Below are 26,287 nucleotides of genomic sequence, written 5' to 3' on the forward strand. Positions count from 1 at the left end.
CGCCGGATTTCCTGGATCGACCAGCGGATCAGTTCTGGCGTTCTGCCCTCGTCTTGCGCATCGTTTTTTTGGGCGGCGCGGCATTGGCATGATGGCGGATGCTGGCCATCATCGCGAAGGCCAGCATGACCAGCGAAACATGCCGGTGCCAGCCATGCCAGGAGCGAGTCTCGTTATGATCGAGGCCGAGCTCATTCTTTGCGGTCTCGAAGCTGTCTTCGATCGCCCATCGATGCCCTTCGACGCGGACCAGCGTCTCCATCGTGGTGCCCCGCGGCGACCATGTGGTGAAGAAGGCCAGATCACCATCGGCAATATTGCGTCGGATCAGCAGGCCCCGGGTCCAGACGCCGCTGAGATCAGCATTGAATTCGCCAGCATCGAGATCGGCGAGATCAAGGTAGGCCCAGTCGTGAAGCCGCTCGCCCTTGGTGCCCGCGCCGGCCGACAGACGCTGCCAAGCCTCGGGCGGCAAATCTCCCGCAATGCTCCCGGCCGTCCCGCTGACGCCATAGGCTTTCCCCCAGGACGTGAAGGCGTGCTTGGAACTGACACCCAGGACATAGCCTTTTCCAGCGCGGCGTAGTGCTATTTCGATATTGCCAACCCCATAGACGCTGTCGGCGGCCACCCAGGAAAATGGAACCTTGGCCGAGAGCACGCGCTCGATCATGCTGCGGGCGATGGCAGGTTTAGTGGCGAACTCCACCACCTCGGGCACATGGGCCCGGCTTCGTCTGACCGGGGCTTCAGCCCATGCTTTCGGCAGATAGAGGGCCCGATCGGTAAAAGCATGTCCGTGTCGCGAGACGTAGCTGGCGAAGACGCCGATCTGGCAGTTGGTGATCTTTCCTGCCGACCCCGTATATTGGCGCGCGACCCCACAGGAGGCGTGGCCCTGCTTCAAAAAACCGGTTTCATCGATCACCAGCACCGCCTCGGGATCAGCCAGCGTGTCCACGGCGTAGTCCCGCACAATATCGCGCAGCGCGTCGGCATCCCAATGGCCACGACCCAATATCGCCTGCTGACGCCAAGGGTCCCGGATCTCCAGCCGCTTCGGCCCGCATCCAACCCGTCTTGCGCCGTTCCTCACCCAACAAGCCATCGAGAAACTGACCGGCCGATGCCGCAACCCGTTCCTGCGTAAACAGCGGCCGAATTCGAGCCTTTACTTCACGTAGTGAGGAAGCCCAAAGCTCCAGCGTCTCTTCGACCGACAACCCCGCCATCCATGATCCCTCACTGAGTCATGGTAGCGCATTGATTCAGAGCGGAGAGAAGAATGCAACTGTAATGCTAGATCACGCAGAGAAATCCCGCAAGCGCACAAAGTTCGCGGCAGCCACAGCCATGCCGGACATGATGCAGCTAGAAGCTGCCGACTAACGACCCCAGGGCGATGACCACGATCAGCGCCAGCAATGCGCCGACGATCGCCACCATCACGATGTCGCGGTAGCTCTGCCGGGCCGAGACGCCGCAGACCGACAGCAGCGTCACGACCGCGCCGCTGTGCGGCAGGCTGTCGAGCGTGCCCGCGCTGATCACCGCGACCCGGTGCAGCAATTGCGGGTCGATCCCGGCCTCGGTCGCGCGTTGCAGATAGGTCGCGCCAAGCGCGTCCAGGGCGATGGTCAGCCCGCCCGAAGCCGAGCCGGTCAGCGCCGCAAGGATATTGGTCGCGACCGCCATCGACACCAGCGGCCCACCGCCAAGGCCCAGCACCCAGTCGCGCACAAGGTCAAAGGCCGGCAGCGCCGCCACCACCGCGCCAAAACCCACCAGACTCGCCACCGCGAAAATCGGCAGGACCGAGGCATTCGCGCCCGCATCCAGCGTCTCGCGCAGTTGCGGCAGGCGGCGGCGGTTCAGCGCCACCGCCGCCAGGATGGCCGCGATCAGCGCCGTGGCCACCGACCAGACGCCGCTGACCGCGCTGATGTCGATCCCGCCCCAGCCGGGCTCGGCCAGCCACGAGAAATCCAGCATCGGCAGCACAAAGAAGGACATCGCCAGATTGACCACGATCACCACCACAAGCGGCAGGGCGCCGGTCATGTGCGGCGGCAGATCCGGACTGCGATGGCCATGCTCCAGCTCTGCCGGGTCGAATTCCTGGGTCGTCATCGCCCGTTCGCGCAGCACCGGCGCCGCGACGGCAGGGGGGCGGAGGTCCGAAAAACGCTCGCCCTGCGCGCGGGCGGCCCGCTCGGCGCGGGCCAGCCACCACAGGCCAAAGCCCAGCATGACCGCGGAGGCGATGATCCCCAGACCCGGGGCGGCAAAGGGCGTGGTGCCAAAGAACGGCATCGGGATCGCGTTCTGGATCGCGGGCGTTCCCGGCATCGCCATCATGGTAAAGGTGAAAGTGCCAAGCGCAATGGCGGGCGGCATCAGGCGGCGCGGAATGTCGGCGCGGCTGAACAGCGCCTCGGCCATCGGGGCCAGCACGAACAGCGCGACGAACAGGCTGACGCCGCCATAGGTCAGTGCGGCCCCGGCCAGAACCACGGCCAGGATCGCGCGGCGCGGCCCCAGCCGTTCGGTCAGGATCTCGGCGATCGCGCGCACCGCGCCCGAATCCTCCATGACCTTGCCAAAGATCGCCCCCAGCAGGAACAGCGGAAAGAACTGACCGATGAAGCCCGCGCCCGCCCCCATGAAGGTCTGCGTCCAATGCGCCAGCAGCGGCTGGCCCGAGACGGCGGCGGCCAGCAACGCGGCGACCGGAGCCAGCAGCAGCACGCTCCAGCCCCGATAGGCCAGATAGATCAGCAGCGCCAGAGCCAGAAGAATGCCGAAGAGGCCCATCTCAGACCCCTTCCAGCAGAATGTCGAGATCCGTCGACGAGCGCTTGCCGATATGCGCGCCACGTTCGCGCAGGAAGGTTTCCGCCGCGCGCCGGCCCTCATCGCGCAGCCAGTGCAGGAAGGTCCGGTCGGCATTCATCTTGGAGGAATGATCCAGCCCGGTCATCACTTCATTCCCCACCATATGCACCCGCATCCGCGCCCAGCGGGCGCCCTCGCCATTGCCGGGATCGGCGACCTGGCGCAGCAGCGCGATCATGCGCAGCTCTTTCAGGGTCGCTGCGTTGAACGATACCTCGTTCAGGCGGTTCAGGATGGCGGCGGCGGTGCGTGGCACGTCCGGTCGCTCGACCGGGTTGATTGGGATCAGGATGGTGTCGTCGCTGTCCACCTCGCGCACCAGCGGGGTCAGGGTCGGGTTGCCCGCATAGCCGCCGTCCCAATAATGCTCGCCCTCGATCTCGATGGCCTGGAACACCGTCGGCAGGCAGGCCGAGGCCATCAGCACCTCGGGCGTCAGCTCGGCATTGCGAAAGACCCGACCGCGCCCGGTGCGCACATTGGTCGCGGTGATGAAGACCTTGATCGGCGCGCAGCGCAGGCGGTCGAAGTCGATCACCTTTTCCAGCACCCGGGCCAGCGGGTTCTGGCCCGTGGGGTTCAGCACATAGGGCGAAAAGACGCGCGACACCAGGTCCATCGCGACAAAGGCCGGGGAATGCATCAGCGACCAGTTGCCAAGCGCCATGTCGATGGGGCTGGCCTGAAACGGGCTGAACCGGGCGGCATCGGCGACGAATTCCCAGAAATCGGTCAACGCCTGTCTTGCGCCTTCGGTCCCGCCTGCGGAATGACCGTCGGCCAGCACCGCCGCATTCATCGCCCCCGCTGAGGTGCCTGAAACTCCGGCGATTTCTATCCAGTCTTCTTCCAGCAGCCGGTCGATCACGCCCCAAGTGAAGGCGCCATGCGATCCGCCGCCCTGCAATGCCAGATCAACGGGAACCCGCGCGCCCGAGGGGACGCCATGTTCGCGAGAGGATTGTGTCATGGCCACCCCGGCTTTCGTTGCGATGACGCTTCTAGCATGGGGGATACCAGTCACAATGCCTTGTTTCTGCGGTGCAGGATCGGGCGCGAATCGATCCTCGGGGGCAGGGGCTTCGGTTACAAGAAATTGGTCGCGCGTGGTGGCATGGGCTGCCACATGCAAAGCTGTCAGGATAGGTGTTCAGTCCCGGCATCTGGTGGATCGGATCGACGATGAATCTGTCTGGCTCTGAAGTCCAGACCTTGCAGATGTATTCGTAGGGCGTCAGGCCGCTCAGCGTCTTGAGCCGACGGGCAAAGTTATAGGCTGCGATGAAGTCGTCGAGGTGCGTTCGCAGTTGATCGTGATTGTCGTAATGGAAGCGCTTGACGGTTGCCTCCTTGATCGTGCGGTTCATCCGCTCGACTTGGCCGTTCGTCCAGGGATGCCTTACCTTCGTCAGCCTGTGCTCGATCCCATGCTCGCGGCACACGCGGCCAAAGATGTGCTCGAAGGCGGTCGTGTCGCAGCTCCGGTTTGCGAACTGTATGCCATTGTCGGTCAACACCTTATGAAGCCGGTAGGGAACTGCGGCAATCAGGTCGCGCAGGAACTGGGCTGCGGCCATCTTGCCGGCCTTATGGACAAGGCGGACGAAGGCGAACTTGCTGGTTCTGTCAATCGCCACAAAGAGATACAGCTTGCCTTCGGCGGTCTGCACCTCCGCGATGTCGATATGAAAAAAGCCGATCGGATAGCGTTTGAAGCGCTGCCGTTTCGGTTTGTCGCCGTCCACGTCAGGCAGGCGCGATATTCCATGCCGCTGCAGGCAGCGATGCAAGGCGAGCGCGTCAGGTGTGGTATAGAGGGTTGCAGTGCGTAGAGGCAGTCGTCCAGCGGCAGCAGCGTGTGGCGCCTGAACGCCACGACCATCGCTTCCTCCTCCGCGCTCATTGTTGTGGAGCACGGCTCCTTTGGCCCAGTCTTCAGGTCTTCGACCGTGGCCCGCTTGCGCCACTTCGCCACCGTCTTCGGATTGATGCCCAGCTCTCGGCTCAGCGTCGCGAGCGAAGCATGCGATCGTTGTATTGCAACTCGGATGGCGTGCGTGGTCGTGGCGCTTCCGTGACGAACTTGTCCCATAGGGCATCCTTCCATTCCCAAGAAAGGATCGCACCATCAAACCATGGGATCAAACACCTAAATTACGAGATTTACTAAACCTAGACATACATCTTTTCATCAGACAAAATGATGATGTTTAGCAAATCGGAATAATCATGAAGACTAATATTGACCGTAGCCTTCGTCTTGTAACAAAAGATCAAAATGAAAAAACCTACGACTGGGCAATCATTGAAGTCGACGATGAGGGACAACAATCGTCGCCTGAACTGAAACCATGGCGTTGGACCTTAGGCTTTACTGCAACAGAGATTTCTGTAATCAGTGAAACCGTTGTTAATGAGGAACGCGGGCGAAGCGATGATTATGCTCGCCAACGAGAAGAAATTCACCACGGGCAAAGGATCAACGCTAAACTGGTCCCTGAAAGCTCTGATGATTTCTTTCATCCTCGGGAAGCCACAACGTACCGGATGTTTGGAACTGACCGTGTTATAAAGAATTTTGACCTAGAAATCATTCCTTTAGAAAATGAAGATGAGAAGGAATCGTGTTATGCCGTTGGTTATCCCAGCTACACTGCTGAGATTGATTTTGTTAATGAATACTTCAGTGACTATGTTTCCTTCGTCATAAAGGTAAAGCCAAGTACTTTTTCTCAGTATATCAACCCACATTCTCCAAGTAAGTCGCTGATTTCGCTGTCGTAATCGTGATATTTCGCATATAAATCATGGCGTTGACGGCTGCGAGGGGCGCGTTTCATGGATCACCTGGAGGGTGCGGGCTTGGCGCGGGGAGATCGGGTTGATTTCGACCGCCGTGTGCGTCTGGAGTTCCGTGGTGCGCAGATCAGTTCAGACGGTGGCCTGCTGGTGATGCGCGAGCTTGATGACGTGCTCGGCCTGTCCAATCTGGCGTCGGAGGCGCTGCGAGACAGCCGCACCGGGAAGAACACGCTCCATCGGCTTGACGGATTGTTCCGGCAATCGGTGTTCGGACGACTGGCCGGATACGAGGATGTGAACGATGCCGACCGCTTGGCCCTCGATCCCGTGATGCGTCAGGTCGTTGGCGGCAGGGCCGTCGAGGCGCAAGCTGCTTCGGCATCGCAGATGGGACGGTTCGAGACCGAGACGCTGGCTCTGGCCGCGAACCGGGCGGCGCTGGCCGATCTGAACGGCCAATGGATCGACCGGTTTCATGACCGCAACGGGTTGAAATACATCGTGCTGGACATGGACAGCTCGGTCAGCCCCACCCACGGCGATCAGGAAGGTGCTGCCTGGAACGGGCATTTCGACTGCACCTGCTATCACCCCATCTTCTTGTTCAACCAGTTTGGCATGCTGGAGCGCTGCGCCCTGCGTAACGGCAATGTCCACAGCGCCGATGGCTGGCGGGATGTCCTTGATCCCGTCATTGCCCGATATGCTGGCCGCGACCTTGGTGGACGCTTCTTCCGGGCCGACGCTGCCTACGCGATCCCCGCGATCTATATGCGGCTGGAAGAAGCCAGGTTCTTCTACGCCATCCGTCTGCCCGCCAACGCCGTCTTGCGCGAGAAGATCGCGCATCGGCTGACACGGCCCGTGGGACGGCCTTCGCTGACCAAGGTCAAACGGTTCTTCGAGGACTTCGAGTATCAGGCGGCGTCCTGGGACAAGCCGCGCCGCGTCATCGCCAAGATCGAATGGCATCCGGGCGAGCTGTTCCCCAAAGTCGGCTTCATCGTCACCAACCTGCCGATGGAGCCAGACTGGGTGGTGAGGTTCTACAACCAGCGCGGCACCGCAGAGCAGCACATCAAGGAAGGCAAATATGCCTTTCGCTGGACGCGGCTGTCATGCCGGAAGTTCCGGCACAACGAGGTGCGGCTGCAACTGCACGCGCTGGCCTACAACCTGGCAACCTTCCTGCGCTGCATCGAACTGCCCGAGGCCATGGCGGACTGGTCGTTGACCAGCCTGCAACTCAAGCTGATCAAGATCGGCGCCCGCGTCGTCCGCCACGCCCGCGCCATTACCTTCCAGTTGGCCGAGGTCGCCGTCACCGGCCCGATGGTGCGGGCCGTCCTTGCCGCCATCCGCCGTCTTCGAACGCCTCCGTCATGCGCATGACCACGATCCATGCCCAAGCTGAACGAAAGCGGCAGGACAGGTCCGTCTGCCGCGCGGAAAAGCGGCTCTGCCGGGCCAGAATGCTGCGGGTTCGAGGCTTGATCCACCCGACTTCGGCCGTTTGCGCGACGACAGACACCGCTCGGGGCGAAAAACGCTTGCCCAGCGAGCAAAATCAGGCGATCTTGAAGTCAAGCGGCAGGCCACTTGGGGAATGTCGGGTCATAGACTACAGGGCATCCGAAATGCCGCTGCACGGCGGCCGCGGAAGCGGCCTTGCGCTGGCGAAACTCGACCTGGATCAGGTCCACCCTGCTGCCAGCCACGGAATCAAGGATCACCTTGCCCTCGGCAAGCAACAGCTCGGCAAACGCGTTCGATGTGCGCGCATCGTCGCGCACGTCAACCACCAGCGACACGATGTCGGATCGGTCGGTTTCATCGAGAGCCGCGACGACAACATTGGAGTGCACGATCAGATTGCCGATAATCTCGTTGAGCGCGCCCCTTACATTGCGCTCCATTCTGGCGATCAGCGCAACTGGACCAAGGATGTCAATATGCTGATGCTGGGCCATTCGCAGCCCGATATCGGGCAGATCCCACGCTTTGGCGCAATCTTCGATCAGCCGGCAAAGCGCATCGTAGTCAACGTAAGCATCCGGGCGACGCAGAGCCACAGGATCTATGTTTGCTCGCTCGAAGAAAGGCTCCAGCAACGCTCCACGCATCGACGCGATCTGCTCGAGGCCGATCAGCTTGCTCGCCCGCGTAAAGTATCGGCTCATCGCTCCTCCCAGAGGCGGAGGATCATAGGAAAACAAAGGCGCCCCGGCAACGTGCGGTGTGACCATCTCAATTCCGGCCGGAAAGAACCGGCGCAGGCCTTGGCAAAATAGGAGGAGACTATGGAGTTCGACTATGTGATCGTGGGCGGCGGCTCGGCCGGCGCCACCCTGGCGTCCCGCTTGAGTGAACGCCCAGACGTCAGCGTATGTCTGCTCGAAGCAGGTGGCCGTGGAGACAGCATCCTGGTGCGGCTGCCAGCCGGGGTGGTCGCAATGATGCCCGGCTACGGCAAGATCAATAACTGGGCGTTCCAGACGGTGCCGCAGCCGGGTCTCAACGGACGCCGAGGCTACCAGCCGCGTGGGCGCGCGCTGGGCGGGTCCTCTGCAATCAATGCAATGCTCTATGTGCGCGGTCACCGCTCCGACTATGACCAATGGGCCGATCTGGGCTGCGACGGATGGGACTGGGATTCGGTACTGCCCTATTTCAAGCGCGCGGAGAACAACGAACGCGGCGCTGATGAATTCCACGGTGCCGCCGGACCGTTGCATGTCAGCAACCAGAAGAGCCCGAGGCCGATCACATCAGCGTTTGTCGAGGCAGCGACCCGCCTGCAGTTTCGCCGCAGGCACGATTTCAACGACGGCGAGAACGAGGGGTTCGGCCACTACCAGGTGACACAGTTCCACGATGCCAAGCGCAACGGCGAGCGCTGCTCTGCCGCCGCAGCCTATCTCCACCCGGTAATGGACAGCCGCAAGAACCTGACGGTTCTGACCGGCGCTCAGGCGACCCGGATCCTGTTCGATGGCAAGCGGGCGGTGGGCGTCCGTTACCGCCAGGCCAAGGAGGACCGCCAGGTGCGGGCGCGACGCGAGGTGATCCTCTGCGGCGGCGCGTTCAATTCGCCACAATTGCTGCAGCTCTCGGGCGTCGGCAGGCCAGAAGATATTACGCGCCACGGCATAGCCATGGTTCACGAATTGCCTGGCGTCGGCCAGAACCTTCAGGACCACCTTGATTTCATCCTCGGATGGAAATCGAAGGACGCCGACAATTTCGGCATCGGCCTGCGCGGGACGGTCAATCTGCTCGGACACATTCGCGCATGGCGCAAAGACGGCACGGGTATGCTGGCTACGCCTTTTGCCGAGGGCGCCGGCTTCCTGAAGTCCGATCCATCAATTGATGTCGCCGACCTGCAACTGCATTTCGTCATCTCGATCGTTGATGACCACGCACGCAAGCTTCATCCGGGATACGGCTTCTCCTGCCATCTCTGCGCGCTGCGACCCTATTCTCGCGGTGAGGTCTTTCTACAGTCGCCAGATCCTCTGGCAGCGCCCGGAATCGACCCGAAATTCCTGTCAGACAATCGAGACCTTCAGACGATGATCCGCGGCGCGCGGATCACGCGGGAGATTCTGCTGTCGGAGCCGATGGCGAAATATCGACACAAAGAGCTTTTCGGCGTTCAGGACGACCTGACCGACAAGCAGTGGGAGGAGCATATCCGCGCCCGTGCAGACACGATCTATCACCCGGTCGGCACCTGCAAGATGGGCGTCGACGATATGTCGGTGGTTGATCCCGAACTGCGTGTCCGCGGCCTGGACGGACTCCGGGTAGTCGATGCGTCGGTGATGCCGACGCTTATTGGCGGCAACACCAACGCGCCGACCATCATGATCGCGGAAAAGGCTGCGGACCTCATAGCCGGCGTTCGCGCCGAAAAGCAGGCTGCCTGAAACGGAAGATTCTCTCGAGAGGAGACGACAAAAATGAACATGAGCTGGACACCGCCCATAGACGCCGAAACGAAAGCTGGCCTGGACGCTGAAGTTGAGGCTCTCGACAGGGCCAAGGATAGCTGGGCTCGCACCAGCGTCAGTGAGCGCATGGCGCTGCTTGCCACGATCAAGGACCGATTGATGAAGGTCGCGGAAGGCTGGGCCGAGATCGCCGCACGCCGCAAGCTGATCCCGGCCGGCTCGCCGCTGGCCGGCGAGGAATGGATCAGCGGGCCCTACGCTCTGATGGCGGGCTGCAACGGTCTCCTGCACACGCTTTCCCAGATGAAGGGCAAGGAGTTCGTCAAGCACCTGCCGATGCGCAAACTTGCGAACGGCCAGACTGCTGTACGCATCATGCCGCATTCGATATGGGACCGCCTGCTGCTATCGGGCGTCAAGGCGGAAGTCTGGATGCAGCCGGGCGTTACCGAGAAGGACGTCGCGAGCTTTGCCGCTACGGCTTACGACACGCCCGCCGATCAGCGCGCCGGCAAGGTCGCGCTTGTGCTCGGCGCCGGCAATATTGCTGCGATCTCGCCACTCGACGCGTTCCAGAAGCTGTTCCTTGAAAATCAGGTCGTCATCCTCAAGATGAACCCGGTCAATGACTACCTGACCGACTACCTGCGATCTGCAATGAGTCCACTGATCGAGCGTGATGCGTTGCGCATCGTAACCGGCGGCGGCGATGTCGGCGCCTACCTGACGGACCACCCATTGGTGAGCGACATCCACATCACCGGGGCAGGAGCCACCCACGACGCCATTGTCTGGGGCGGCGGCGATGAAGGCAGGCGCAACAAGGCGGCTGGCACGCCGAAGAACCAGCGTCACATCACGTCCGAGCTCGGCGCTGTATGTCCGACCATCGTCGTCCCTGGGCCTTGGACCGCGGCTGACATCCACTTCCAGGCAGAGCACATCGCCACCCAGAAACTGCACAATTCAGGTTTCAACTGCGTGGCCTGCCAGGCGCTGATTCTTCCGGCAGCATGGGACAAAACCCGGGACCTGATGCATGAGGTCGGCAATGTGATGGGCCGTGCAGGACAGCGCGAGGCCTACTATCCCGGCGCGGACAAGCGGCTCGCCGAATTCAAGTCGCGGGCGGGACAGATTGAGACCATCGACCGTGGCCCCGACGCACCGGCTTGCATCGTCGCCGACATGGAGCGCGGCGATGTCGAATGGTTACAGGACAACGAGGTCTTCGCACCGGCTCTCGGCAAGAAGCTGATTGCGTCGCCGGATCCCGAAACCTACCTCCGCAACGCGGTCGCATGGGTCAACGATCACCTCTATGGAACGCTCGGCGCCAACATCCTGATCCACCCGTCAACGATTCGCCAGATCGGTAAGAAGCGCTTCGAAGAAATCCTTGCCGACCTTCGCTATGGAACCATCGCTATCAACGCCTGGACGGGCCTCGGCTTCCTGCTCAACGCCGTGCCGTGGGGCGGCTTTGCAGGCGCCACGCTGCAGGATGTCCAGTCGGGCATCGGCACGGCCCATAACAGTTTCATGCTGGAGAAAACGGAGCGAACCATCGTCACTGCCCCATGGTCGCCGTTCCCCCGCAATCTCTTGTCGGGCCGACTTTCGCTCCTGCCGCGGCCGCCGTGGTTTGTCACAAACCGCCGCCAGGACCGTCTCGGCAAACTGCTGACGTCGTTCCAGTACAAGCCGAGCATCCTCAAGCTGCCGCGCATTTTCTACAACGCGCTGCTTGGGTGAGCAGCCTTCTGGACGCGAAGAATTTCCCCGGATCAAGCCCGCAGGAGCAAGAAGATGAAACTCTCAAAAGGCGTTTGGGCGCTCGTGATGGCGCTGGCATTCCAACCAGAAGTCGCGCTCAGCCAACAACAGCGCGCCGGCGCAACAGAGGCGACCAAGGCAGCAAACGCTGCGGTCCTGAATTTGTTGCCTTTCAATGACAGGCAGGCGTTCGAGGACGCTCGTCGCGGCCTGATCGCGCCGCTGCCGCAAGAAATGGTGAATACCGCCGAGGGCAAGCCAGTCTGGAACCCGAAGAAGTTTTCCTTCCTCGACGAGGCCCCAGCGCCTGATACCGTCAACCCGAGCCTTTGGCGCCAGTCGCAGTTGGTTCAGATAGGCGGGCTGTTTGAGGTCACCGATGGAATCTACCAGGTTCGCAACCTGGACCTGGCAAACATGACGATCATCGAGGGCGAGACCGGCATCACGATCGTCGATCCGCTGATATCGGCGGAGACAGCAAAGGCGGCTCTCGATCTCTATACTGCCAACCGGGGCCAGAAGCCGATTGTCGCGGTGATCTATACACACAGCCATGTCGATCATTTCGGCGGTGTGAGGGGCGTGGTGGATCAGGCGGACGTCGATAGCGGCAAAGTGAGGGTCTACGCGCCGATAGGCTTCATGGACCACGCGATCTCCGAGAACGTGCTTGCCGGCAATGCGATGGCGCGCCGTGCGACCTATCAGTTTGGCAACCTCCTGCCGGCTGACCCTCAGGGTCAGGTCAGCGCAGGTCTGGGTACAACAACATCGTCAGGCACCGTAACACTTATCGCGCCCACCGATACGATCTCGCAGACGGGGCAAACCGAAATAATCGACGGTCTGACCTATGAATTCATGCTCGCCAACGGATCGGAGGCGCCGTCCGAGTTCATTTTTTACATGCCGCAAAAGAAAGTTCTGAACGCCGCCGAGATTGCCGCGCATATGCTTCACAACACCTACACGTTGCGTGGCGCTCGTATCCGAGACCCTCTGGCCTGGTCAAAGTACCTGAATGAAGCAGTGGCCCGATGGGGCGGCGATATGGAGCTTCTATACGGCCAGCATCAGTGGCCAGTCTGGGGAAAGGAGCGCGCCGTCGCTCATCTCAAACTTCAGCGCGACATGTATCGGTTCATCAATGACGAAACATTGCGTTTGGCGAACAAGGGCTACAACAAGGAAGAAATCGCCGAAATGGTGAAACTGCCTGAGGCGATAGAGCAGAACTTTTCCGCGCGCGGCTATTACGGAAGTTATAGCCACAACATCAAGGGGACGTACGCCTTCTACCTTGGCTGGTTCGACGGCAATCCTGCAACCCTCAATCCACTTCCCAGACGAGAAGCAGCAAAGCGCTATGTCGAGATGTTCGGCGGAGCCGATGCGCTGCTTGCAAAGGCGCGCGAATACTATGAGGCGGGAGATTACCGATGGGTCGCGGAAGTTGCCGATCATGTTGTCTACGCCGATCCCGGCAATCAGGCCGCCAAGAACCTGGTGGCCGACGCGTTCGAGCAGCTTGGATATCAGGCCGAGGCTGGAACGTGGCGCAACTTCTACCTGGCGGGAGCGCAGGAATTGCGGAATGGCGTGATGGCGCTTCCCGCGCCCCAGACACTCACATCGGATGCGCTAAAGGCGACCAGTCTAGAATTGTTTTTTGACTTTCTAGGCGTCAGGCTTGATCGAGCAAAGGTCGAAGGCAAATCCTTGACTCTGAATTTCAACTTCCCCGATGTCGGCGAAACCTTCGCGCTCGAGCTCAGCAACAGCGTATTGAACAATACGAGGAACGTACAATTGCCAAACGCTGACGCAACGATCACGCTAGATCGCAAGACGCTTGACGCGATCACGCTCAAACAGAAAACCATGGCCGAAGCAATCGGGGCCGGTGAGATCAAGATTGTGGGCGATGGTACGAAGCTTGGTGAACTGTTCGGCGATCTTGATGCCTTTGATTTCTGGTTCAACATCGTAACGCCGAATGATGCTGCGATGAAGTAGCTCCACGATAGGCTAGTCTCATTCTGAACCAGATGGTGGAGCGCATCGGGATCGGGGCGACCAGCAGACTAGTGAGCGTATCACAACTGCGTTCAGAACTGCCGGATGCTGGAGTTGCTGCGTAAGCGGCAGCTTCAGCGGCATGGATATCAGAAGCCGTCAGGCCACTTCCGGGCCCCATCACTACCTCTTCATTGGCCATGTTGGCCAATTGGAGAAATGTCATGGGTATCTCACAATAAGATTGGTGAAGCATCGTTGTTGGGGTCAAAATGACAAACACACAGCTTAAGTGGCAAGATTTTCCGGAAATCAACTGCCCTCCGAAACAGATATTTAATCATGAGAACAAGACTATTTTCCATGTGTGGAAGGCAATCGAACTGATACGCGAGCGGCCGGACGATTTTCAATTTGGTGCTGTTCAGTTGCAGAATTTGCGTGCGCAAATTGAAGGTCGAGGAAATCTAGACCTTGAGTATGCCAGCTCACTCGAACAAGAGGACGCTACTAGGCCGCTTTTAATTGCTACGGAAAGTGATGGACAGCACAGGCTTATTGACGGTTATCATCGGGCTTTGCGGTGCCACTGGCAAGGTTGTATAGGTGCGTCAGCTTGGATTTTGAATCAGCAACAGACGGCGAGTATAAGTGAGCCTTACAGGGAAGGCTTTGAACGGATTTGATCGGCTAATTACCTAATTGTAGTTTTCTTTGTTGGCGAGTGTTGTAGGTCGCCTAGCACGATCCTCATTATTTATCTGGCGCGATACTCCCACGCCGGTTGCGACTTGTATTTCCAGACGCCCATTCGCGCTTTCTTCGCAGCTTTCTCATCGCGCACATATTCCTCTGAATATCTGCGATAAGCCCAAGCCATGCCCAGCCTGACCATTTCGCGGTTCACGTCGAGGCGTCCTGCGCGGCAATGGGCGACGGTGCGGCCGTAGCGGTCGGTGTTGACGCGGGTGCAGCGGACCGGACCGGCCGACAGAATGTCGGCCAGGACCTCGGTTGCGGCTGTGCCGCAAGCGATGGGTCCGCAGCTCTGCCCGCGTTCCGGCGCGTCGATGCCGAACAGGCGGATGCGCTCGCCTGCAAGGTCGAGCGTGTCGCCGTCGATCACACGCCAAGCCTTCGCGCCCTGCGGCCGGCAGGATGAGAGAAAAGCGAAAATCATCAGAAGCGCCGTAGCGGCGGCGATCAGCCGCCGCTTGCGGCGCAGGGTCAGCGCGGCGGCGCGATCAGCCGCCAACGCCTTTGCCTCGGCCGGTAGATGCAATTATTAGATGCGTGCCAGACGCAAGCAGGGCAGCGCGGAACTCCTTTCGCGGCGCTTCAGCGGCTTCCCCAAGGATCTTGGCGAGGGCACCATAGCTGCGCCCGGCCTCACGCCGGAAAAGCTCCTGTCGATGATCGGACGGGAGCAGGATCGAGTGGAAGTCCGTTGCGCCGTGCCGGGCGCAGGACACCATGAAGGCAGCGGTCCACTTGACGCCGAGTTGGGCGATCTCTGATCAATCTTGTTGCATCTGGCGCCAACAATCTTGATTTTAGAGTTGGAGATGTGTCTGGATTCTATTCAGAATGGTCGCCTGGCATCAGCACTGACAACATCAAGATCTTTACTGCTGGTGGCGCGCATAGCATCGAACAAACCGAAGCTGTTGATATAAAAATTCCGTCTTTAGGTCCTGTTGGTAAATCTAATCTTAGGATTTTCACAAGAAAATCACTTGTTGAGATAACCACAGTTACAAATAGCGCCCCTAGCTCTGACTTAAACGATATTCCGGATAGATCTATAGCCCAAAATGCGCCACAAACTAGTGGAGCGCCCAATCAGGCGGGCGTGGACCTGGCCAAATCCGTAAATTCTGTTAAAAGATGGACGATCAGTCTCTTAATTATTCTCATCTTGGTTGTTCTTCTAAAGTAGAAAAGTTGCCGGATCACAAAGTCTATGGAGGCCGATCAGCTTTCCCGCACGAACACCCCGGCTGATGTCAGCGCCTGGATGAAGTCAGCCCTGACCTGTTCGGGTGTCACGGTGCCTTCGGCAAAGGCGATGCAGGAACCGGCCGCCTGCTGGTAGGCAGGATCGGCCGGATCACATTGTTCCATCAGCGCCCGGCCCATGCCGTTGGCATCGTTGACGGTGCGAAACCGACTGTCCGTCTCCTGATAGGACACCGGCCGGATCGTGCGCAGCCCGCTTGCATGACCCGCCATGGCTTTAGTCCTCGGACAGCTTTCGTTCGACCTTTGTGCGGCTGTTGCCCTCGGACTTCACGGCGTCCCGCACCTCGTCCTTGGACACGTCCATCTTGCGGGCCTCGTAGCGGACCTCGTGGTCCTGTTTGCCCGCGACTAGCCGCCGATCCTGGGCGCGGCCCCGCTTGGTCTGTTCCTTGGTCATGGCTGTCTCCACCGATGCGAAGGATCAACGCGGTCGTCTCTGCGATGTTTCCACAACAGAAAATCCAGCAAGGCGGTGCAGGATCAGATTCAAGGATTGTGGCTGGTGTCCTGCTCCTGGCCGCATTGCGCATCATAGTCGGCCAGCAACTTGTCCAGGCCAAGCATGTCGCACACGAACCTGGCAGCATCCGGGTCGTTTTCTTCTGCCTGAAAGGCTGTGGCGTAGAAATTATCGGACAGGGCCTTGAGGGCACTGGCCCGCTCGGGCGTGAGGTTTTCTTCGGTCGATGCGTATTCAATGTCAGCGGCAACGTCACGGGCAGCCGTGACGATTGCCGTGACGATGGTTGGCAGAGTTCCGGTCATTGCCTGCTCATGTTGGGTGAGGTTTATGCCGGCCGACCAGACAGCGGAAATGGAAGGAATGGAAGATGGCAGATGATGTTGTTCGCAAGGTGGTCGGCTATCTCCGCCAGATCGAGAAGCTGGCGGAAAAAGGCGATCTTGACGGGGTTCTGCTCGAAGCGCGTCTTGCCCTTCGCCTGTGCAATGCTCCGTCCAGTGGCGAGGCCGCACCGGAGTAAGGTTCGGTCGTTCTGACCGGGCATGATCCACCGGCCCCGCAGCCAGGGCGACAGCCCTAGCTGCGGCGGCGCAGGATCACCAGATAGATGAACATGCCCCAGGCAAAGAGGTCGAACACCCGCTGGATATAGACCAGCACAAGGTGCAGGCCTTGGCCGATGAGGGGCAACAGCGTCAGCGCCTCGCCATGATAATAGAGCGACATGGCAAAGGCAAAGTTGACCAGCAGCAGCAGGACAGCGGCCGCCTTCAACCCGCCGAGCTCAGTGGCGGGCGTGCCGTGCGCGAAGCGCAGGGCATCGACCGGCTGCAACACCAGGAAGCGGATGCGGCCCGTCAGGGTATCGGGTGGCATGGCCGGAACCTCATTCTGACTTGCCGACCATGATAGCACTGTATAGGCTTATTCGTAAACACTGTGCATACAAGTCAGGACGCACATGGGCAAATTATCCATCCGCGACGAAAGCGTGAACGATCTGGCGGAAACGCTGGCGGAGATGCTGGGTGTCACCAAGACAGAAGCCGTGCGGCAGGCGATCCAGAACGAGATCGAGCGCATCCGATCCATGCCGACCATCGAGGACCAGATTGCCGCCTTGCAGGAGCGGGTGAAAAACTACGGCTTCAAGTCCGTGCACATCGTTCCGCCGAAAGGCAAACGCTGATGTTCGTTGATAGCTCTGCCTTCCTTGCCATTCTGGGCAGCAGGTCTGACGCGGCCTTGCTGGTGGAAAAGATCAAGAACAGCCGCAAGCAATGCAAGACCTCGGCCAGCGTGCGCCTCGATGTGGTCATGGCCTTGGCCGAAAGCGGCGCGGACAGGCGCGGCGTCTCCTCTGAGGCGGTTGAGCAGGCCACCGAGATATTCGACAGCCTGCTTCAGATCCTGAAGGTCTATGAAATCGTGGTCAGCCCGCGCATCGCGGCGGATGGATGCAGGCTTGCGGCCCGGTTCGGCCAAGGAGCGGATCACCCGGCGAAACTGACGGTGCAAACCTGCCTGGCCCTTGCGGCCGCGGAGTCGCTGCACCTGCCGGTCCTGCACAGCAACCCGGCCATCGACAGGATCACGGAACAGGACTGGACCGCATGGCGGGCAGGGGAGTGACCGGAGCGCGAAAAGCGCGCAGCAGTCTCAAGGTTCGGTGGTTCCGCCGCGCCGTGCCCTGGGGCACGGTCTATCTGACCTGCGACGGGCGGTATCCGCAGCGGATCAAGATCGGCTTCACGCAGCGCAAGACAACCGAGCGGCGGCGCGAACTGGCGCGCGGCTTGGAAAAGCGGCTTCTGATCGTGCAGACGATCCAGATGCCGCACGCTCATTGTCTTGAAAGCCGGTGCCTCAAGAGCGCGACACGGCTTGCGGATCGGGACTTTGCAAAATCGAGCGAATGGTTCGTCCTGGGCGACGGCTTCACCCTCGATGATGTGGCGCAGACCATGCTCGACAATGCGCGGCGCCTTCGGCGGGAAGCCCGATGGAAACTGGCATGGCCCTCGCAGGGTCGGGTTACGGTCTTTGACTCTGGCTGGCGCAAGGACGGGCTGCGGCCGTCCGATAAGTATGATCTGTCCTGACCGGGAACCTTTCGCCGCAATCCTGCATTGAATGAAGCTACGGACTCCCTTTTCGTATCACGCCCCGCCCCATAAAGGCGGGGCGCTCTGCTTTATTGCACCGTGACGGCGCAGCCGTCTCCGCATCGCCGCGCATGCGGCTTCCGCGCGGATAGCGCAGGGCCAGGCGGGGCGGGGCCGGCTCGACGGCTCTGTCCCGCCTGGTCAACCTGATCGACACGGAAAAGCCCCCGCTGCTGCGGGGGCCGGGTGTCAGATCGCAGCGATAAACCGCTCTCCGCGCATGGGGTGCATCTCGTAGATCAAAACCTCGATGCCGAGGCGGGCGGCGCGGCGATGGCCGCGCCGCTCCGCTTCTGCCAAGGTGGCGCAGATGATGGGCAGGTCGTCGGGATCGTCCCGGATCTCGTAGGTGGTCACAAGGAAACTCCCGGCTTGAGGTTTCCGACAGCATTCAGCCAGCCGCGCAACGTGGCGCAATCCATGCAGATGCAGGTGCCAGCTCCCTCGACCACGACCGGCGCAAGATAGACCCAAGGATTGCTCCTGCCGCATTTGCGGCAGGACAGGGCGGGCAGGGGGTGGGGGCCGTTCATGCGGCCGCCCCTTCTTCCTTCTCGGCGGGCTTGCCTTTCGCCAGCCATTCGGCGGCCTTCTGCGCCTCGCTGGCGGCCTTGAAAATGAGGCGCTTGTCGTCCTTCAGGGCGCGCAGCCAGCTTTGAACGTAAGCGCCGGATTGGTCGAAATCGGGTGTCAGGCCAAGTTTGGCGCAGGTCATGCAGTTGCCAATCTCGGCAATCAATTCCTCGAAGGCGTAAGCCTTGCGGTCATTGAAGCGGGAAAAGCGGTCAAGGCGGCTCTTGTGGCCGGTCCAATGACATTTATGCCGACCTCGGCATAAGACGCATAATGCCGAGGTTCGGATTATGCCGCGCCGATATGCAGCTACTGTTGTGTTGTAGTTAGATCGGCGCGGCAGGTCGGCATAACACTTTGGCGGCAAACAGCAGCCGTTCGAACCGAACGCGGCGAATTCGGGCTTTGAGCCCGGTAGCAGAAGCAACCGGATTTCGCTGCACTTGCTCGCAGCAGATTTTTTGCCGCATGGCGGCAAAAACTCACGCCGCAGTGCGCCCGGGAAATCGGTCGTTCATGCTTTGCGCAGCAGGCCAGAGGCTGATGTTCGGCAGGCAACACGGTAAAGTATCAAAAACGTTGGCAGCGATTGGGACAAAGCTGCCAAAGGACGCTACGTCGGCTTCTTTGAGGCTTCTTCGTTTGCGAGAAGCTGGCGAGCTACAAGATCATGGTTCAGCCATAGGACGGGACCGGCAGGTGAACCTGTTTCGCCGAAGATCAGCTGTCCGGTCGCGGTCACGACATGGTAGCTTAGCACGTCACTCACCAGAGATTTGTGGTCTTTGTGCAGTTGAACGATTTCGCCCGACGTGCCGATTGTCTGCTCTGCCTGTTCCGGGCTGTTGGGTAAGGGCCATGAGGCGAAGTCGTAGAAGCGTTGCATCGCCTCGTGGTGTTGGTAATCTGATACCTTCTGCAGAAGGTCGTCCAGCGTCACGCCTTCCTTCAGCAGCGCCTGGCACTCGTTCCAGAGAGCCTCGACCCACGCGCCGCCACCCTCTTTTTGTAGCGCGCGAAGTAAGGGAAGTAGCGACAATTCGATGCCCGCGAACACATCAGAGGAGTTGGTCCGGATCTCTGGGCAATTGTAGACAGTCGCCTTCACGCCCTCGGCCCAGCCCTCTCTGGCAATGTCCTCCAGTCGCATCTTGGCGTAGCCTTGGGTGTAATTGGTATATGTCTGCCAGCGGTAGTCATCGCCGATCAACACTTCGGTCCCGTGATAGCCATAGGCCGTATAGCGAACCTGCCCCCCCGAAGCCTCGATCCGTTCCCGAATAGGGGCACTGGCGTCAAGAAGGTGTTGGAAGGTGTTGGCAGATACCTCGTCGAAGTTCTGAAGAATTAGCTTGCCTAGATCGCTCTCAATCAAGTCCTGCGAGGACATGTGCCGCGCACCGCGGCCCTTGTAGATGCGGTTCGCGATTACGAGAAACGCTTTGGCCTTCGGAATCCCTCCCGCCATCGTATGCGCGAACAGCACGTTCCGGCCTTCCGGTATCATGCCGTCCAGTTCGCGGATGACGCGATCAAGTGTGCTCTTGAAGCGGTCAACACCATGCTTTCGACACATCTCGATATGCGTCCAGTCGAGCTTGTCGTTCTTCCACGACTCCACAGTCATCTTGTTGAGAAGATCGGTCGGAGTTGGCTGGCCAGCGGGTGCGTCCAGATCAAAGCCCGCCATGAGCGGTTGGTTGATGATTGTGCCGCCAAGTCTCTTCTCGGCTTCTGCGAGTTCCTCGACCGTCAATGCACGGAGAGCGTTGTTTTCTTCCCGCCGACCGACCGTGATTCCCACGATCTTCATGCCGGCCTTCCGGGCCTCGTCGACAAGACCTGTGGCGTATCCTCGCCCGAACAACTCGCCGAACAGGACGAACACGTCTCCTTCCCCGAACAAGGTATTACGACTCATATCAGAAGGGATGGGATAGTTCATGTTTTCCTGCACCTGTGGCTCTCGTTCCATGCCGCGCAGTATCAGGAGATATGTGAAAGGTCATCACTGATCTTCACTGCCCGACGGTGGCCGCTGAACGACCGGAAAGTCCGCATTGTGTCGATCTATCCTCGCCCCGTGAGCGTCCGCTTCGGTGATCTGGCATAAGCACAACCTTCAACCAACTGAAGGAAAAGCTTGTGAAAACGCAACCATCTCGCGCGAACGGATCTCTACCAAACCGGATCAACCATGCTGACCACTTCGCCGAAGTCATCGAATCTGAAGGGTACAGCAAGGGGTCGATTGCTAAATACAGGTCGAATGCACAAGCGCTCACGGAGGCCCTGGTATCGGCAAAACTCACCCCTGCTGACTTAACTGATGAGCTTATGGACCAGCTTGCGCGTTCAATCGTCGACGCCGCTTCGGCGAAAGACAAGAAGCATTGCCTATACCGACTTAATCGGTTCAGGGATTACCTGATCGAGAATGCATCCGCTCCTGCGCGCCCTATACCGCCGCTCGACATGTCGCCAAGGGCTGTGCTCAAACGAGAGTACGAGACGTACCTGCGCGTCCAGCGCGGTCTGTCCGGGGACACAATCTACCACTGCCTGCGGTTCTATGACCGGTTCCTGACCGCGAAGTTCGGGACCGGTTTAGGCGATCTCAACAAGATCAAACCCCGCGACATCACTGGGTTTATCCTTCGATTGCGTGAGGCGCAAAATGCGCCGCGCGACAAGACCGGTCCGTCACATCTGCGTAACCTGTTCCAGTTCCTGTTTTGGAGCGGCAAGACGGAGCGAAACCTGAGCAGCGCCGTGCCGAAGGCGCGGCAGCCGAAGCCGACAGGCATTCCGAGGTATCTGGAGCCGGAACAGGTCAACCGGCTCATTGAGGCGGTGCGCGGCCACAAGAAAACGGGCCGACGCAACTATGCAATGCTGATGCTGATCGCCCGGCTGGGCCTTCGGCCCCCAGAGGTGACAGCGATAGAACTGGACGATATCGACTGGCGTGCTGGTGAAATCCTGATCCGTGGCAAAAGGCAATTGCATGATCGGATGCCAATGTCGGCGGAGATTGGTGAGGCGATTGTCGATTACATCAAGAACGAGCGCCGGGGCCCGGACCGCGCGCTGTTCGTGTCAGTCAAACCGCCGTTCAAGAGGTTCAAGGACGCGCAAATCCTGCGCTGGATTTTACGGGATGCATATGCTGCGACCGGCATTACTCCGCCGCAAGCCTATATCGGCACGCACATTCTGCGGCACAGCCTGGCCACCGACATGCTGCGAAAAGGCGCGTCGCTTGCCGAGATCGGGGATGTGCTGCGACACCGGTCTGCAATGAACACGACAATCTATGCGCAACATGATGTCGATGCCTTGCGCTCGATCTCGCGTTCCTGGCCCACGGCGGAGGAAAAGCAATGAAGCCGCTTACCCAACGACTTGATGAATACCTGGCCCTGCGGCGTTCGATGGGCTTTGACCTCTCCTTCGAGGAACGGGTTTTGCGCAAGTTCGCGATCTATGGCGACGAAAACGGGTTCGCCCGGATCTCGACGCCCTTGTTCCTTGGCTGGAAGGGAAACTATGGCAGCGCGGACAACAACACATGGTCTCGTCGCCTTGGCATGGTGCGCCGGTTCGCCTTTTGGCTTGCAGAGCACGACGATCGGACCGAAGTCCCGTCCAGCCAACTCGTCATAGGCCGATACCGAAGACGTGTCCCCTACATCTATGCGCCCAGTCAGATCGCGGACATTGTCGATGAAGCCGGGCGGCTGCCGTCGCCCTACGGCCTTCGTGCCGCTTTGTGCCAGACCCTGTTCGGCTTGATCGCGGTGACGGGCATGCGGGTGAACGAAGCTTTGTCTCTGGACCGGCAAGACGTCGATCTTGACCGTGCCGTGCTTACGCTCAGAAACACGAAGAATGGTAAGGATCGGCAGCTGCCCGTCAAGGACGACACCGCCCATCGGCTCGCCCACTATGCCGAGTTGCGGGATCGGCTGGTAGCGCACCAGTCGTCGGCGTTCTTCATCAAAGAAGATGGCAAGCCGGCGGGAGATTGCGGGGCACGCTACAACTTCGCGCAAGTCAGCAGAAACATCGGTCTTCGCTCACCGCAAGCCTTCAACCGACACGGCGATGGACCGCGCATCCATGATTTGCGGCACACATTTGCCGTCCACACCATCCTGGACTGGTTCCGCGATGGCCGGGACATCGAGGCAGAAATGTACAAGCTCAGCACCTATCTCGGCCATTCCGAACCAAAGCACACATTCTGGTATATCGAAGCCGTGCCCGAGCTGATGCAGCTGGCTGCGGCGCGGGCCGAACGACGGGTACTGGAGGGCGCATCATGATCGCGACCTATCCATTGCCAATCTACGTGCAACGGTTCTTCACCGAGCGGCTGTTGACCCAGATGCAGGCCAGCCCAAACACGATCGCCAGCTATCGCGACACCTTCCGGCTCTTGCTGAAATACGCGACAGCAGAGACCAGGTTGCCGCCGACTGAGCTGCATGTAGCCCACATCGATGCCGACATCATCGGGCGGTTCTTGACGTTCTGCGAGGATGAACGCGGCAACAGCGCGCGAAGCCGGAACACGCGGCTAGCCGCGATCCGTTCGTTCTTCAAATATGTCGCGGGCTGTGAACCTCAGTTGCTGCATCATTGCCAGAAGGTGCTGGCGATGCCGTCCAAACGGCACGAAAAACGCGTCGTGGACTTCCTCACCCGTGACGAGATGGAGGCCTTGCTGAAGGCACCTGACCAGACGACCTGGTTTGGGCGGCGTGATCGGGTGTTGCTCCTCACAATGCTACAGACGGGTTTGCGCGTATCAGAGGTGATCGGCCTGCGCGTCGGCGACGTCGAGCTCGGCACCGGAGCGCACCTCAGATGTATGGGCAAAGGCCGAAAGGAACGCGCAACGCCGCTTCGCACAGACAGTCGGGATGCATTGAAGGCGTGGCTCGCGCAGAGCCGGGCTAAGCCCAACGAGCCCCTGTTCGCAACCATCAGTGGCAGGCCGCTCAGCAGAGATGCGGTCGAGCGAATTGTTCGGAAACATGCGGCCACCGCCGCCTCGACCAACTCGACGTTCAGACTGAAGCGCGTCACACCCCATGTCTTGCGCCACACCGCTGCAATGCAGCTTCTACAGAGCGGAGTTGATCGGACAATCATTGCCCTTTGGCTGGGCCATGAATCGATTGATACGACACAAGTCTACATCCACGCCGATATCGAACTGAAAGAAAGGGCTATGGCTCTGACAAAGCCACTTGGCCAGGCGAGCGGACGATATCGACCGGGTGACGAACTCTTGGCATTCCTAGAAGCGCTCTGAATTATGCCGACCTGCCGCGCCGATCTAACTACAACACAACAGTAGCTGCATATCGGCGCGGCATAATCCAAACCTCGGCATTATGGGTCGCCTCATGGGCAAGCGTGGCATAAAATCCTGCCGCGCTGTGGAACGTCGCAATCGGCGGCATGTGAATGAAATCCTCGCCGGGGTTGTAGAAGGCTTGCGGCTCGTCGCTGGTGCGAATGTCCGCACCGGTCGCCGCGAAAAAGGCGTCAAGGGCGGGGTCGGCTTCGGTGCCAAGGTCACGGGCAGGCTCGGCGGGGGTGCCATAGTATTCTGCGGGCAGGCCGTCGATCTGCTCGGCGTTAAAGACCCGGTAGGCTTTCAGGTAGGGCAGGCGGCGCTCCTCGCCGGTGTCCGCGTCCTCGCGCTCAAAGGTGCCATATTTCACAACCGTTGACGATTTCTCACCCTTGCACACCTGTCCGCCTGCCTCCTGCGCCTGCTTGTAGGTGAACCAACGGGCGGCGCGGTAGCCTTTGGCGTCTGCGGCAAGCCACAACATCAGGACGTTGATGCCGGAATAGGGTTCGCCGTTGCTCCGCAGCGGGAAGGGTGCGCCGCCCTTGTCGCCGGTCCACGGCTTGCGCCATGCCGGAGTGCCCGCTTTGAGGCTGGCAATGATGCTGTCGGTGACGTGGGCGTAGAGGTCGAACGTGTCAGCCATGTGTGGCCTCCTTGTGGTGCTGCCCTTTGCCGGTCTGGTGCCGGACAATCGGGCGGGGTTTCTGGCGAGGACCGCGAAGCGGCCCTCTCCTGAAACCCTGCCTCCCGGCGAGGGCAGGAGGGGGACCCAGGCAAGGTTGGACGTCAGGGGCGAAGGGGAGGGGGATCACCCGGCCTGCACGAAGCTGCAGGCGCAGGAAGGCCGGGGAAACCCCTTCGCCCCGTGAAGCGGACGGCCTTGCCTGGGGGAACCGGCGGTTCCCATGAACGGACACGCGCCCTTCGCGCGTGGTTCCACAAAGGGCAGGGGCGTTCGGCTTGACCGAATCCCCCGGCCAGGCGCGGTCCCGCGCCTTTGCCCCGATCACCGCGCCCGGCGCGGGGATCTCTCCATCATCTTACTGAGGTTGAAGCTTTCCAGCCTAACCAAGCACACAGGTGTCTCGTAGTGCGAAGTCCGGCAATGACATCAAGATCGTCACGACCCTCCCGGTTCTGGCTCAGCTTCGCGTGTCAGATGGAAATGATCGGAAGTTTTCACGGTATCGAAGTGGGCTCAGCCCCAACCTGCGCTGAAATGCGCCAAGCATCTGCTGCGGGCTGGAGAAGCCACAGTCAAACGCGATGGTTTTGATCGGGCGATCCGTCGCTTCGAGCAGATTGCGCGCGTGATCGATACGGATGCTTTCGACGAAGTCATGGGGTGTCTGGCCCAGCTCCTTCACAAAGAGGCGGGCCACGGTGCGGGGGCTGGTGCCGGCGATCTCGGCCAGCCGATCGACGGAAAGCGCTTCGGCGAGATGATGAATGACATGGTCCCGGACCCTGCCGATAGGCGACTCCGGGTCGCCGTGTGGCAGCAACAGCGGGCTGAACTGCGACTGGCCGCCCTGACGCTGGGCAACGACCACAAGGCGCTTCGCACAGGCGAGGGCGAGAGCTGCGCCATGATCCTCGGCAACGAGTGCCAAGGCAAGGTCAATGCCTGCGGTTACGCCCGCTGATGTGACCAGAGCACCGTCACGGGCGTGGATGCGGTCGTGCTCGACCCGGCAGGCTGGAAACTGCGCAGCAAGCTGAGCTGCATTCTGCCAATGGGTCGTCGCCACACGCTCATTGAGCAGGCCGGCATGGCCGAGCGCGAAGGCTCCGGTGCAGATCGACCCGTAACGCCCCGCCTGCGCGCCCCAGCTGCGCAGCCAGTTCGACATGCCCGCATCCGGCTCCGCATCCGGCAAGGCCGGCCCCCCGGCAACAAGGACGATATCGAACTGCCGCTCGGCCTGCCTGAAGGAGAGATGCGGGATCATCGCCATCCCGTTCGAGGCACGAAGCGGTGCCGTATCGCTTGCAAGCAGCAGGCAATCATAGCCTTCGCTGGAAGTCAGCGCCGCAGTCGCCTCGGCGAAGACATCCAGCGGCCCTGCCACGTCCAACGCCTGCACCCCCTCGTGAATGACGAGGGCAACCTGCTGACGCCCCATCGAAACCCCTCCCGAGTGCCCAGTCAAGGCAGTTTATCGCAGATGATTGGCAGTTTTTCGATGGTTATGATGTTTGCTGCCAAGTCAATTGCAAGCGATCATGCTGAAGACCCTGCCAC

The 26,287-nt window shown here is 60.3% G+C and carries 29 protein-coding genes and 2 pseudogenes; 15 read left to right on the plus strand and 16 right to left on the minus strand.

Annotated features, from left to right (window positions below):
- Positions 1–28: 28 nt before the first annotated feature.
- From J0F76_RS01860 to J0F76_RS01875, 4 genes and pseudogenes are all read right to left on the minus strand, one after another.
- Positions 29–1,232: pseudogene (locus J0F76_RS01860) on the minus strand (IS701 family transposase).
- Between the two features lie 139 nt (positions 1,233–1,371).
- On the minus strand, positions 1,372–2,814 hold the full coding sequence (locus tag J0F76_RS01865) for a GntP family permease (RefSeq protein WP_207465123.1): 1,443 nt from the start codon (positions 2,812–2,814) through the stop codon (positions 1,372–1,374).
- Position 2,815: 1 nt separating this feature from the next.
- The gene (locus J0F76_RS01870; RefSeq protein ID WP_207465125.1) at positions 2,816–3,865 is read right to left on the minus strand and encodes a patatin-like phospholipase family protein; all 1,050 of its coding nucleotides are present in this window, start codon (positions 3,863–3,865) and stop codon (positions 2,816–2,818) included.
- Between the two features lie 178 nt (positions 3,866–4,043).
- A pseudogene (locus tag J0F76_RS01875) lies at positions 4,044–4,987 on the minus strand (IS481 family transposase); the annotation flags it as partial.
- A 137-nt stretch (positions 4,988–5,124) separates the two neighbouring features.
- Between J0F76_RS01875 and J0F76_RS01880 the strand changes: the two are divergent.
- Positions 5,125–5,679 (plus strand): hypothetical protein, encoded by a 555-nt coding sequence (locus J0F76_RS01880; protein WP_207465128.1) that lies wholly within the window; start codon positions 5,125–5,127, stop codon positions 5,677–5,679.
- Between the two features lie 54 nt (positions 5,680–5,733).
- Positions 5,734–7,089: an IS1380-like element ISPme1 family transposase gene (locus J0F76_RS01885; RefSeq protein WP_012112698.1), complete on the plus strand. Its 1,356-nt coding sequence runs from the start codon at positions 5,734–5,736 to the stop codon at positions 7,087–7,089.
- Positions 7,090–7,280: 191 nt separating this feature from the next.
- On the opposite strand, the gene J0F76_RS01890 is transcribed toward J0F76_RS01885, so the two are convergent.
- Positions 7,281–7,877 (minus strand): AraC family transcriptional regulator ligand-binding domain-containing protein, encoded by a 597-nt coding sequence (locus J0F76_RS01890; RefSeq protein WP_207465137.1) that lies wholly within the window; start codon positions 7,875–7,877, stop codon positions 7,281–7,283.
- A gap of 120 nt (positions 7,878–7,997) precedes the next feature.
- Here J0F76_RS01890 and J0F76_RS01895 point away from each other — a divergent pair, with 120 nt between their 5' ends.
- The 4 genes from J0F76_RS01895 to J0F76_RS01910 all read left to right on the plus strand — a co-directional run bounded on the left by J0F76_RS01895 (position 7,998) and on the right by J0F76_RS01910 (position 14,134).
- Complete coding sequence (locus J0F76_RS01895) at positions 7,998–9,629, plus strand: GMC family oxidoreductase (protein WP_207465139.1); 1,632 nt, start codon at positions 7,998–8,000, stop codon at positions 9,627–9,629.
- Positions 9,630–9,662: 33 nt separating this feature from the next.
- Positions 9,663–11,408 (plus strand): aldehyde dehydrogenase family protein, encoded by a 1,746-nt coding sequence (locus tag J0F76_RS01900; protein WP_242689932.1) that lies wholly within the window; start codon positions 9,663–9,665, stop codon positions 11,406–11,408.
- Between the two features lie 54 nt (positions 11,409–11,462).
- Positions 11,463–13,448, plus strand: coding sequence for an alkyl/aryl-sulfatase (locus J0F76_RS01905; protein ID WP_207465140.1), 1,986 nt, complete (start codon positions 11,463–11,465; stop codon positions 13,446–13,448).
- A 272-nt stretch (positions 13,449–13,720) separates the two neighbouring features.
- Positions 13,721–14,134 (plus strand): hypothetical protein, encoded by a 414-nt coding sequence (locus tag J0F76_RS01910; protein WP_207465143.1) that lies wholly within the window; start codon positions 13,721–13,723, stop codon positions 14,132–14,134.
- 71 nt (positions 14,135–14,205) lie between these two features.
- Here the strand turns inward: J0F76_RS01910 and J0F76_RS01915 are convergent, their stop codons facing one another.
- Positions 14,206–14,703 (minus strand): thermonuclease family protein, encoded by a 498-nt coding sequence (locus J0F76_RS01915; protein WP_207465145.1) that lies wholly within the window; start codon positions 14,701–14,703, stop codon positions 14,206–14,208.
- A 34-nt stretch (positions 14,704–14,737) separates the two neighbouring features.
- On the opposite strand from J0F76_RS01915, the gene J0F76_RS01920 reads away from it, so the two are divergent.
- Together J0F76_RS01920 and J0F76_RS01925 are read left to right on the plus strand one after the other, a co-directional pair.
- Complete coding sequence (locus tag J0F76_RS01920) at positions 14,738–14,965, plus strand: hypothetical protein (protein ID WP_207465146.1); 228 nt, start codon at positions 14,738–14,740, stop codon at positions 14,963–14,965.
- A 50-nt stretch (positions 14,966–15,015) separates the two neighbouring features.
- Entirely contained in the window at positions 15,016–15,387 is a 372-nt protein-coding gene (locus J0F76_RS01925; protein WP_207465148.1) for a hypothetical protein, read from the plus strand.
- A 35-nt stretch (positions 15,388–15,422) separates the two neighbouring features.
- On the opposite strand, the gene J0F76_RS01930 is transcribed toward J0F76_RS01925, so the two are convergent.
- From J0F76_RS01930 to J0F76_RS01940, 3 genes are all read right to left on the minus strand, one after another.
- A complete protein-coding gene (locus J0F76_RS01930) occupies positions 15,423–15,680 on the minus strand; it encodes a DUF982 domain-containing protein (protein ID WP_207465150.1) in 258 nt (85 codons plus the stop codon).
- Positions 15,681–15,684: 4 nt separating this feature from the next.
- Positions 15,685–15,867 carry a DUF3606 domain-containing protein gene (locus J0F76_RS01935; protein ID WP_207465152.1) on the minus strand — a complete coding sequence of 61 codons (183 nt, stop codon included), beginning with the start codon at positions 15,865–15,867 and terminating at the stop codon, positions 15,685–15,687.
- A gap of 89 nt (positions 15,868–15,956) precedes the next feature.
- Positions 15,957–16,235, minus strand: coding sequence for a hypothetical protein (locus J0F76_RS01940; protein WP_207465154.1), 279 nt, complete (start codon positions 16,233–16,235; stop codon positions 15,957–15,959).
- Positions 16,236–16,300: 65 nt separating this feature from the next.
- On the opposite strand from J0F76_RS01940, the gene J0F76_RS01945 reads away from it, so the two are divergent.
- On the plus strand, positions 16,301–16,453 hold the full coding sequence (locus J0F76_RS01945) for a hypothetical protein (RefSeq protein WP_207465156.1): 153 nt from the start codon (positions 16,301–16,303) through the stop codon (positions 16,451–16,453).
- 56 nt (positions 16,454–16,509) lie between these two features.
- Here J0F76_RS01945 and J0F76_RS01950 read toward each other — a convergent pair whose 3' ends face one another.
- Positions 16,510–16,809, minus strand: coding sequence for a hypothetical protein (locus J0F76_RS01950; RefSeq protein WP_207465158.1), 300 nt, complete (start codon positions 16,807–16,809; stop codon positions 16,510–16,512).
- 85 nt (positions 16,810–16,894) lie between these two features.
- On the opposite strand from J0F76_RS01950, the gene J0F76_RS01955 reads away from it, so the two are divergent.
- From J0F76_RS01955 to J0F76_RS01965, 3 genes are read left to right on the plus strand one after another with little or no spacing between them, the layout of a single operon-like run.
- The gene (locus tag J0F76_RS01955; RefSeq protein ID WP_207100906.1) at positions 16,895–17,122 is read left to right on the plus strand and encodes a type II toxin-antitoxin system VapB family antitoxin; all 228 of its coding nucleotides are present in this window, start codon (positions 16,895–16,897) and stop codon (positions 17,120–17,122) included.
- Positions 17,122–17,565: a PIN domain-containing protein gene (locus J0F76_RS01960; protein WP_207465160.1), complete on the plus strand. Its 444-nt coding sequence runs from the start codon at positions 17,122–17,124 to the stop codon at positions 17,563–17,565. Before J0F76_RS01955 ends, J0F76_RS01960 begins: the two co-directional genes overlap by 1 nt.
- Positions 17,547–18,035, plus strand: coding sequence for a GIY-YIG nuclease family protein (locus J0F76_RS01965; protein WP_207465162.1), 489 nt, complete (start codon positions 17,547–17,549; stop codon positions 18,033–18,035). The genes J0F76_RS01960 and J0F76_RS01965 overlap by 19 nt, the downstream gene beginning before the upstream one ends.
- Positions 18,036–18,287: 252 nt before the next feature.
- Here J0F76_RS01965 and J0F76_RS01970 read toward each other — a convergent pair whose 3' ends face one another.
- The 4 genes from J0F76_RS01970 to J0F76_RS01985 all read right to left on the minus strand — a co-directional run bounded on the left by J0F76_RS01970 (position 18,288) and on the right by J0F76_RS01985 (position 20,616).
- Positions 18,288–18,455, minus strand: coding sequence for a hypothetical protein (locus tag J0F76_RS01970; protein ID WP_207465164.1), 168 nt, complete (start codon positions 18,453–18,455; stop codon positions 18,288–18,290).
- Complete coding sequence (locus tag J0F76_RS01975; protein WP_207465166.1) at positions 18,452–18,631, minus strand: hypothetical protein; 180 nt, start codon at positions 18,629–18,631, stop codon at positions 18,452–18,454. The genes J0F76_RS01970 and J0F76_RS01975 overlap by 4 nt, the downstream gene beginning before the upstream one ends.
- A complete protein-coding gene (locus J0F76_RS01980; protein ID WP_207465168.1) occupies positions 18,628–19,098 on the minus strand; it encodes a zincin-like metallopeptidase domain-containing protein in 471 nt (156 codons plus the stop codon). Before J0F76_RS01980 ends, J0F76_RS01975 begins: the two co-directional genes overlap by 4 nt.
- Before the next feature lie 186 nt (positions 19,099–19,284).
- Positions 19,285–20,616, minus strand: a complete 1,332-nt coding sequence (locus tag J0F76_RS01985; protein ID WP_207465169.1) for an enoyl ACP reductase FabMG family protein — start codon at positions 20,614–20,616, stop codon at positions 19,285–19,287.
- A gap of 200 nt (positions 20,617–20,816) precedes the next feature.
- On the opposite strand from J0F76_RS01985, the gene J0F76_RS01990 reads away from it, so the two are divergent.
- The 3 genes from J0F76_RS01990 to J0F76_RS02000 are packed head-to-tail and all read left to right on the plus strand — an operon-like array spanning position 20,817 to position 23,994.
- Complete coding sequence (locus J0F76_RS01990) at positions 20,817–22,058, plus strand: tyrosine-type recombinase/integrase (protein ID WP_207465171.1); 1,242 nt, start codon at positions 20,817–20,819, stop codon at positions 22,056–22,058.
- A complete protein-coding gene (locus J0F76_RS01995; protein WP_207465173.1) occupies positions 22,055–22,999 on the plus strand; it encodes a tyrosine-type recombinase/integrase in 945 nt (314 codons plus the stop codon). Before J0F76_RS01990 ends, J0F76_RS01995 begins: the two co-directional genes overlap by 4 nt.
- On the plus strand, positions 22,996–23,994 hold the full coding sequence (locus J0F76_RS02000) for a tyrosine-type recombinase/integrase (RefSeq protein ID WP_207465175.1): 999 nt from the start codon (positions 22,996–22,998) through the stop codon (positions 23,992–23,994). The genes J0F76_RS01995 and J0F76_RS02000 overlap by 4 nt, the downstream gene beginning before the upstream one ends.
- A gap of 28 nt (positions 23,995–24,022) precedes the next feature.
- On the opposite strand, the gene J0F76_RS02005 is transcribed toward J0F76_RS02000, so the two are convergent.
- Entirely contained in the window at positions 24,023–24,685 is a 663-nt protein-coding gene (locus J0F76_RS02005) for an ArdC family protein (RefSeq protein ID WP_207465177.1), read from the minus strand.
- Between the two features lie 499 nt (positions 24,686–25,184).
- A complete protein-coding gene (locus tag J0F76_RS02010; RefSeq protein ID WP_207465179.1) occupies positions 25,185–26,168 on the minus strand; it encodes a GlxA family transcriptional regulator in 984 nt (327 codons plus the stop codon).
- Positions 26,169–26,287 lie beyond the last annotated feature (119 nt).

The sequence above is a fragment of the Paracoccus fontiphilus genome, from assembly GCF_017356265.1.
Taxonomy (GTDB): Bacteria; Pseudomonadota; Alphaproteobacteria; order Rhodobacterales; family Rhodobacteraceae; genus Paracoccus; species Paracoccus fontiphilus.

Coding starts and splice junctions, on each gene's coding strand:
- J0F76_RS01865 (WP_207465123.1), bottom strand. CDS start 2,814: ATGGGCCTCTTCGGCATTCTTCTGGCTCTGGCGCTGCTGATCTATCTG.
- J0F76_RS01870 (WP_207465125.1), bottom strand. CDS start 3,865: ATGACACAATCCTCTCGCGAACATGGCGTCCCCTCGGGCGCGCGGGTT.
- J0F76_RS01880 (WP_207465128.1), top strand. CDS start 5,125: ATGAAGACTAATATTGACCGTAGCCTTCGTCTTGTAACAAAAGATCAA.
- J0F76_RS01885 (WP_012112698.1), top strand. CDS start 5,734: ATGGATCACCTGGAGGGTGCGGGCTTGGCGCGGGGAGATCGGGTTGAT.
- J0F76_RS01890 (WP_207465137.1), bottom strand. CDS start 7,877: ATGAGCCGATACTTTACGCGGGCGAGCAAGCTGATCGGCCTCGAGCAG.
- J0F76_RS01895 (WP_207465139.1), top strand. CDS start 7,998: ATGGAGTTCGACTATGTGATCGTGGGCGGCGGCTCGGCCGGCGCCACC.
- J0F76_RS01900 (WP_242689932.1), top strand. CDS start 9,663: ATGAACATGAGCTGGACACCGCCCATAGACGCCGAAACGAAAGCTGGC.
- J0F76_RS01905 (WP_207465140.1), top strand. CDS start 11,463: ATGAAACTCTCAAAAGGCGTTTGGGCGCTCGTGATGGCGCTGGCATTC.
- J0F76_RS01910 (WP_207465143.1), top strand. CDS start 13,721: ATGACAAACACACAGCTTAAGTGGCAAGATTTTCCGGAAATCAACTGC.
- J0F76_RS01920 (WP_207465146.1), top strand. CDS start 14,738: ATGCGTGCCAGACGCAAGCAGGGCAGCGCGGAACTCCTTTCGCGGCGC.
- J0F76_RS01930 (WP_207465150.1), bottom strand. CDS start 15,680: ATGGCGGGTCATGCAAGCGGGCTGCGCACGATCCGGCCGGTGTCCTAT.
- J0F76_RS01935 (WP_207465152.1), bottom strand. CDS start 15,867: ATGACCAAGGAACAGACCAAGCGGGGCCGCGCCCAGGATCGGCGGCTA.
- J0F76_RS01940 (WP_207465154.1), bottom strand. CDS start 16,235: ATGACCGGAACTCTGCCAACCATCGTCACGGCAATCGTCACGGCTGCC.
- J0F76_RS01945 (WP_207465156.1), top strand. CDS start 16,301: ATGGCAGATGATGTTGTTCGCAAGGTGGTCGGCTATCTCCGCCAGATC.
- J0F76_RS01950 (WP_207465158.1), bottom strand. CDS start 16,809: ATGCCACCCGATACCCTGACGGGCCGCATCCGCTTCCTGGTGTTGCAG.
- J0F76_RS01955 (WP_207100906.1), top strand. CDS start 16,895: ATGGGCAAATTATCCATCCGCGACGAAAGCGTGAACGATCTGGCGGAA.
- J0F76_RS01960 (WP_207465160.1), top strand. CDS start 17,122: ATGTTCGTTGATAGCTCTGCCTTCCTTGCCATTCTGGGCAGCAGGTCT.
- J0F76_RS01965 (WP_207465162.1), top strand. CDS start 17,547: ATGGCGGGCAGGGGAGTGACCGGAGCGCGAAAAGCGCGCAGCAGTCTC.
- J0F76_RS01975 (WP_207465166.1), bottom strand. CDS start 18,631: ATGAACGGCCCCCACCCCCTGCCCGCCCTGTCCTGCCGCAAATGCGGC.
- J0F76_RS01985 (WP_207465169.1), bottom strand. CDS start 20,616: ATGAACTATCCCATCCCTTCTGATATGAGTCGTAATACCTTGTTCGGG.
- J0F76_RS01995 (WP_207465173.1), top strand. CDS start 22,055: ATGAAGCCGCTTACCCAACGACTTGATGAATACCTGGCCCTGCGGCGT.
- J0F76_RS02000 (WP_207465175.1), top strand. CDS start 22,996: ATGATCGCGACCTATCCATTGCCAATCTACGTGCAACGGTTCTTCACC.
- J0F76_RS02005 (WP_207465177.1), bottom strand. CDS start 24,685: ATGGCTGACACGTTCGACCTCTACGCCCACGTCACCGACAGCATCATT.
- J0F76_RS02010 (WP_207465179.1), bottom strand. CDS start 26,168: ATGGGGCGTCAGCAGGTTGCCCTCGTCATTCACGAGGGGGTGCAGGCG.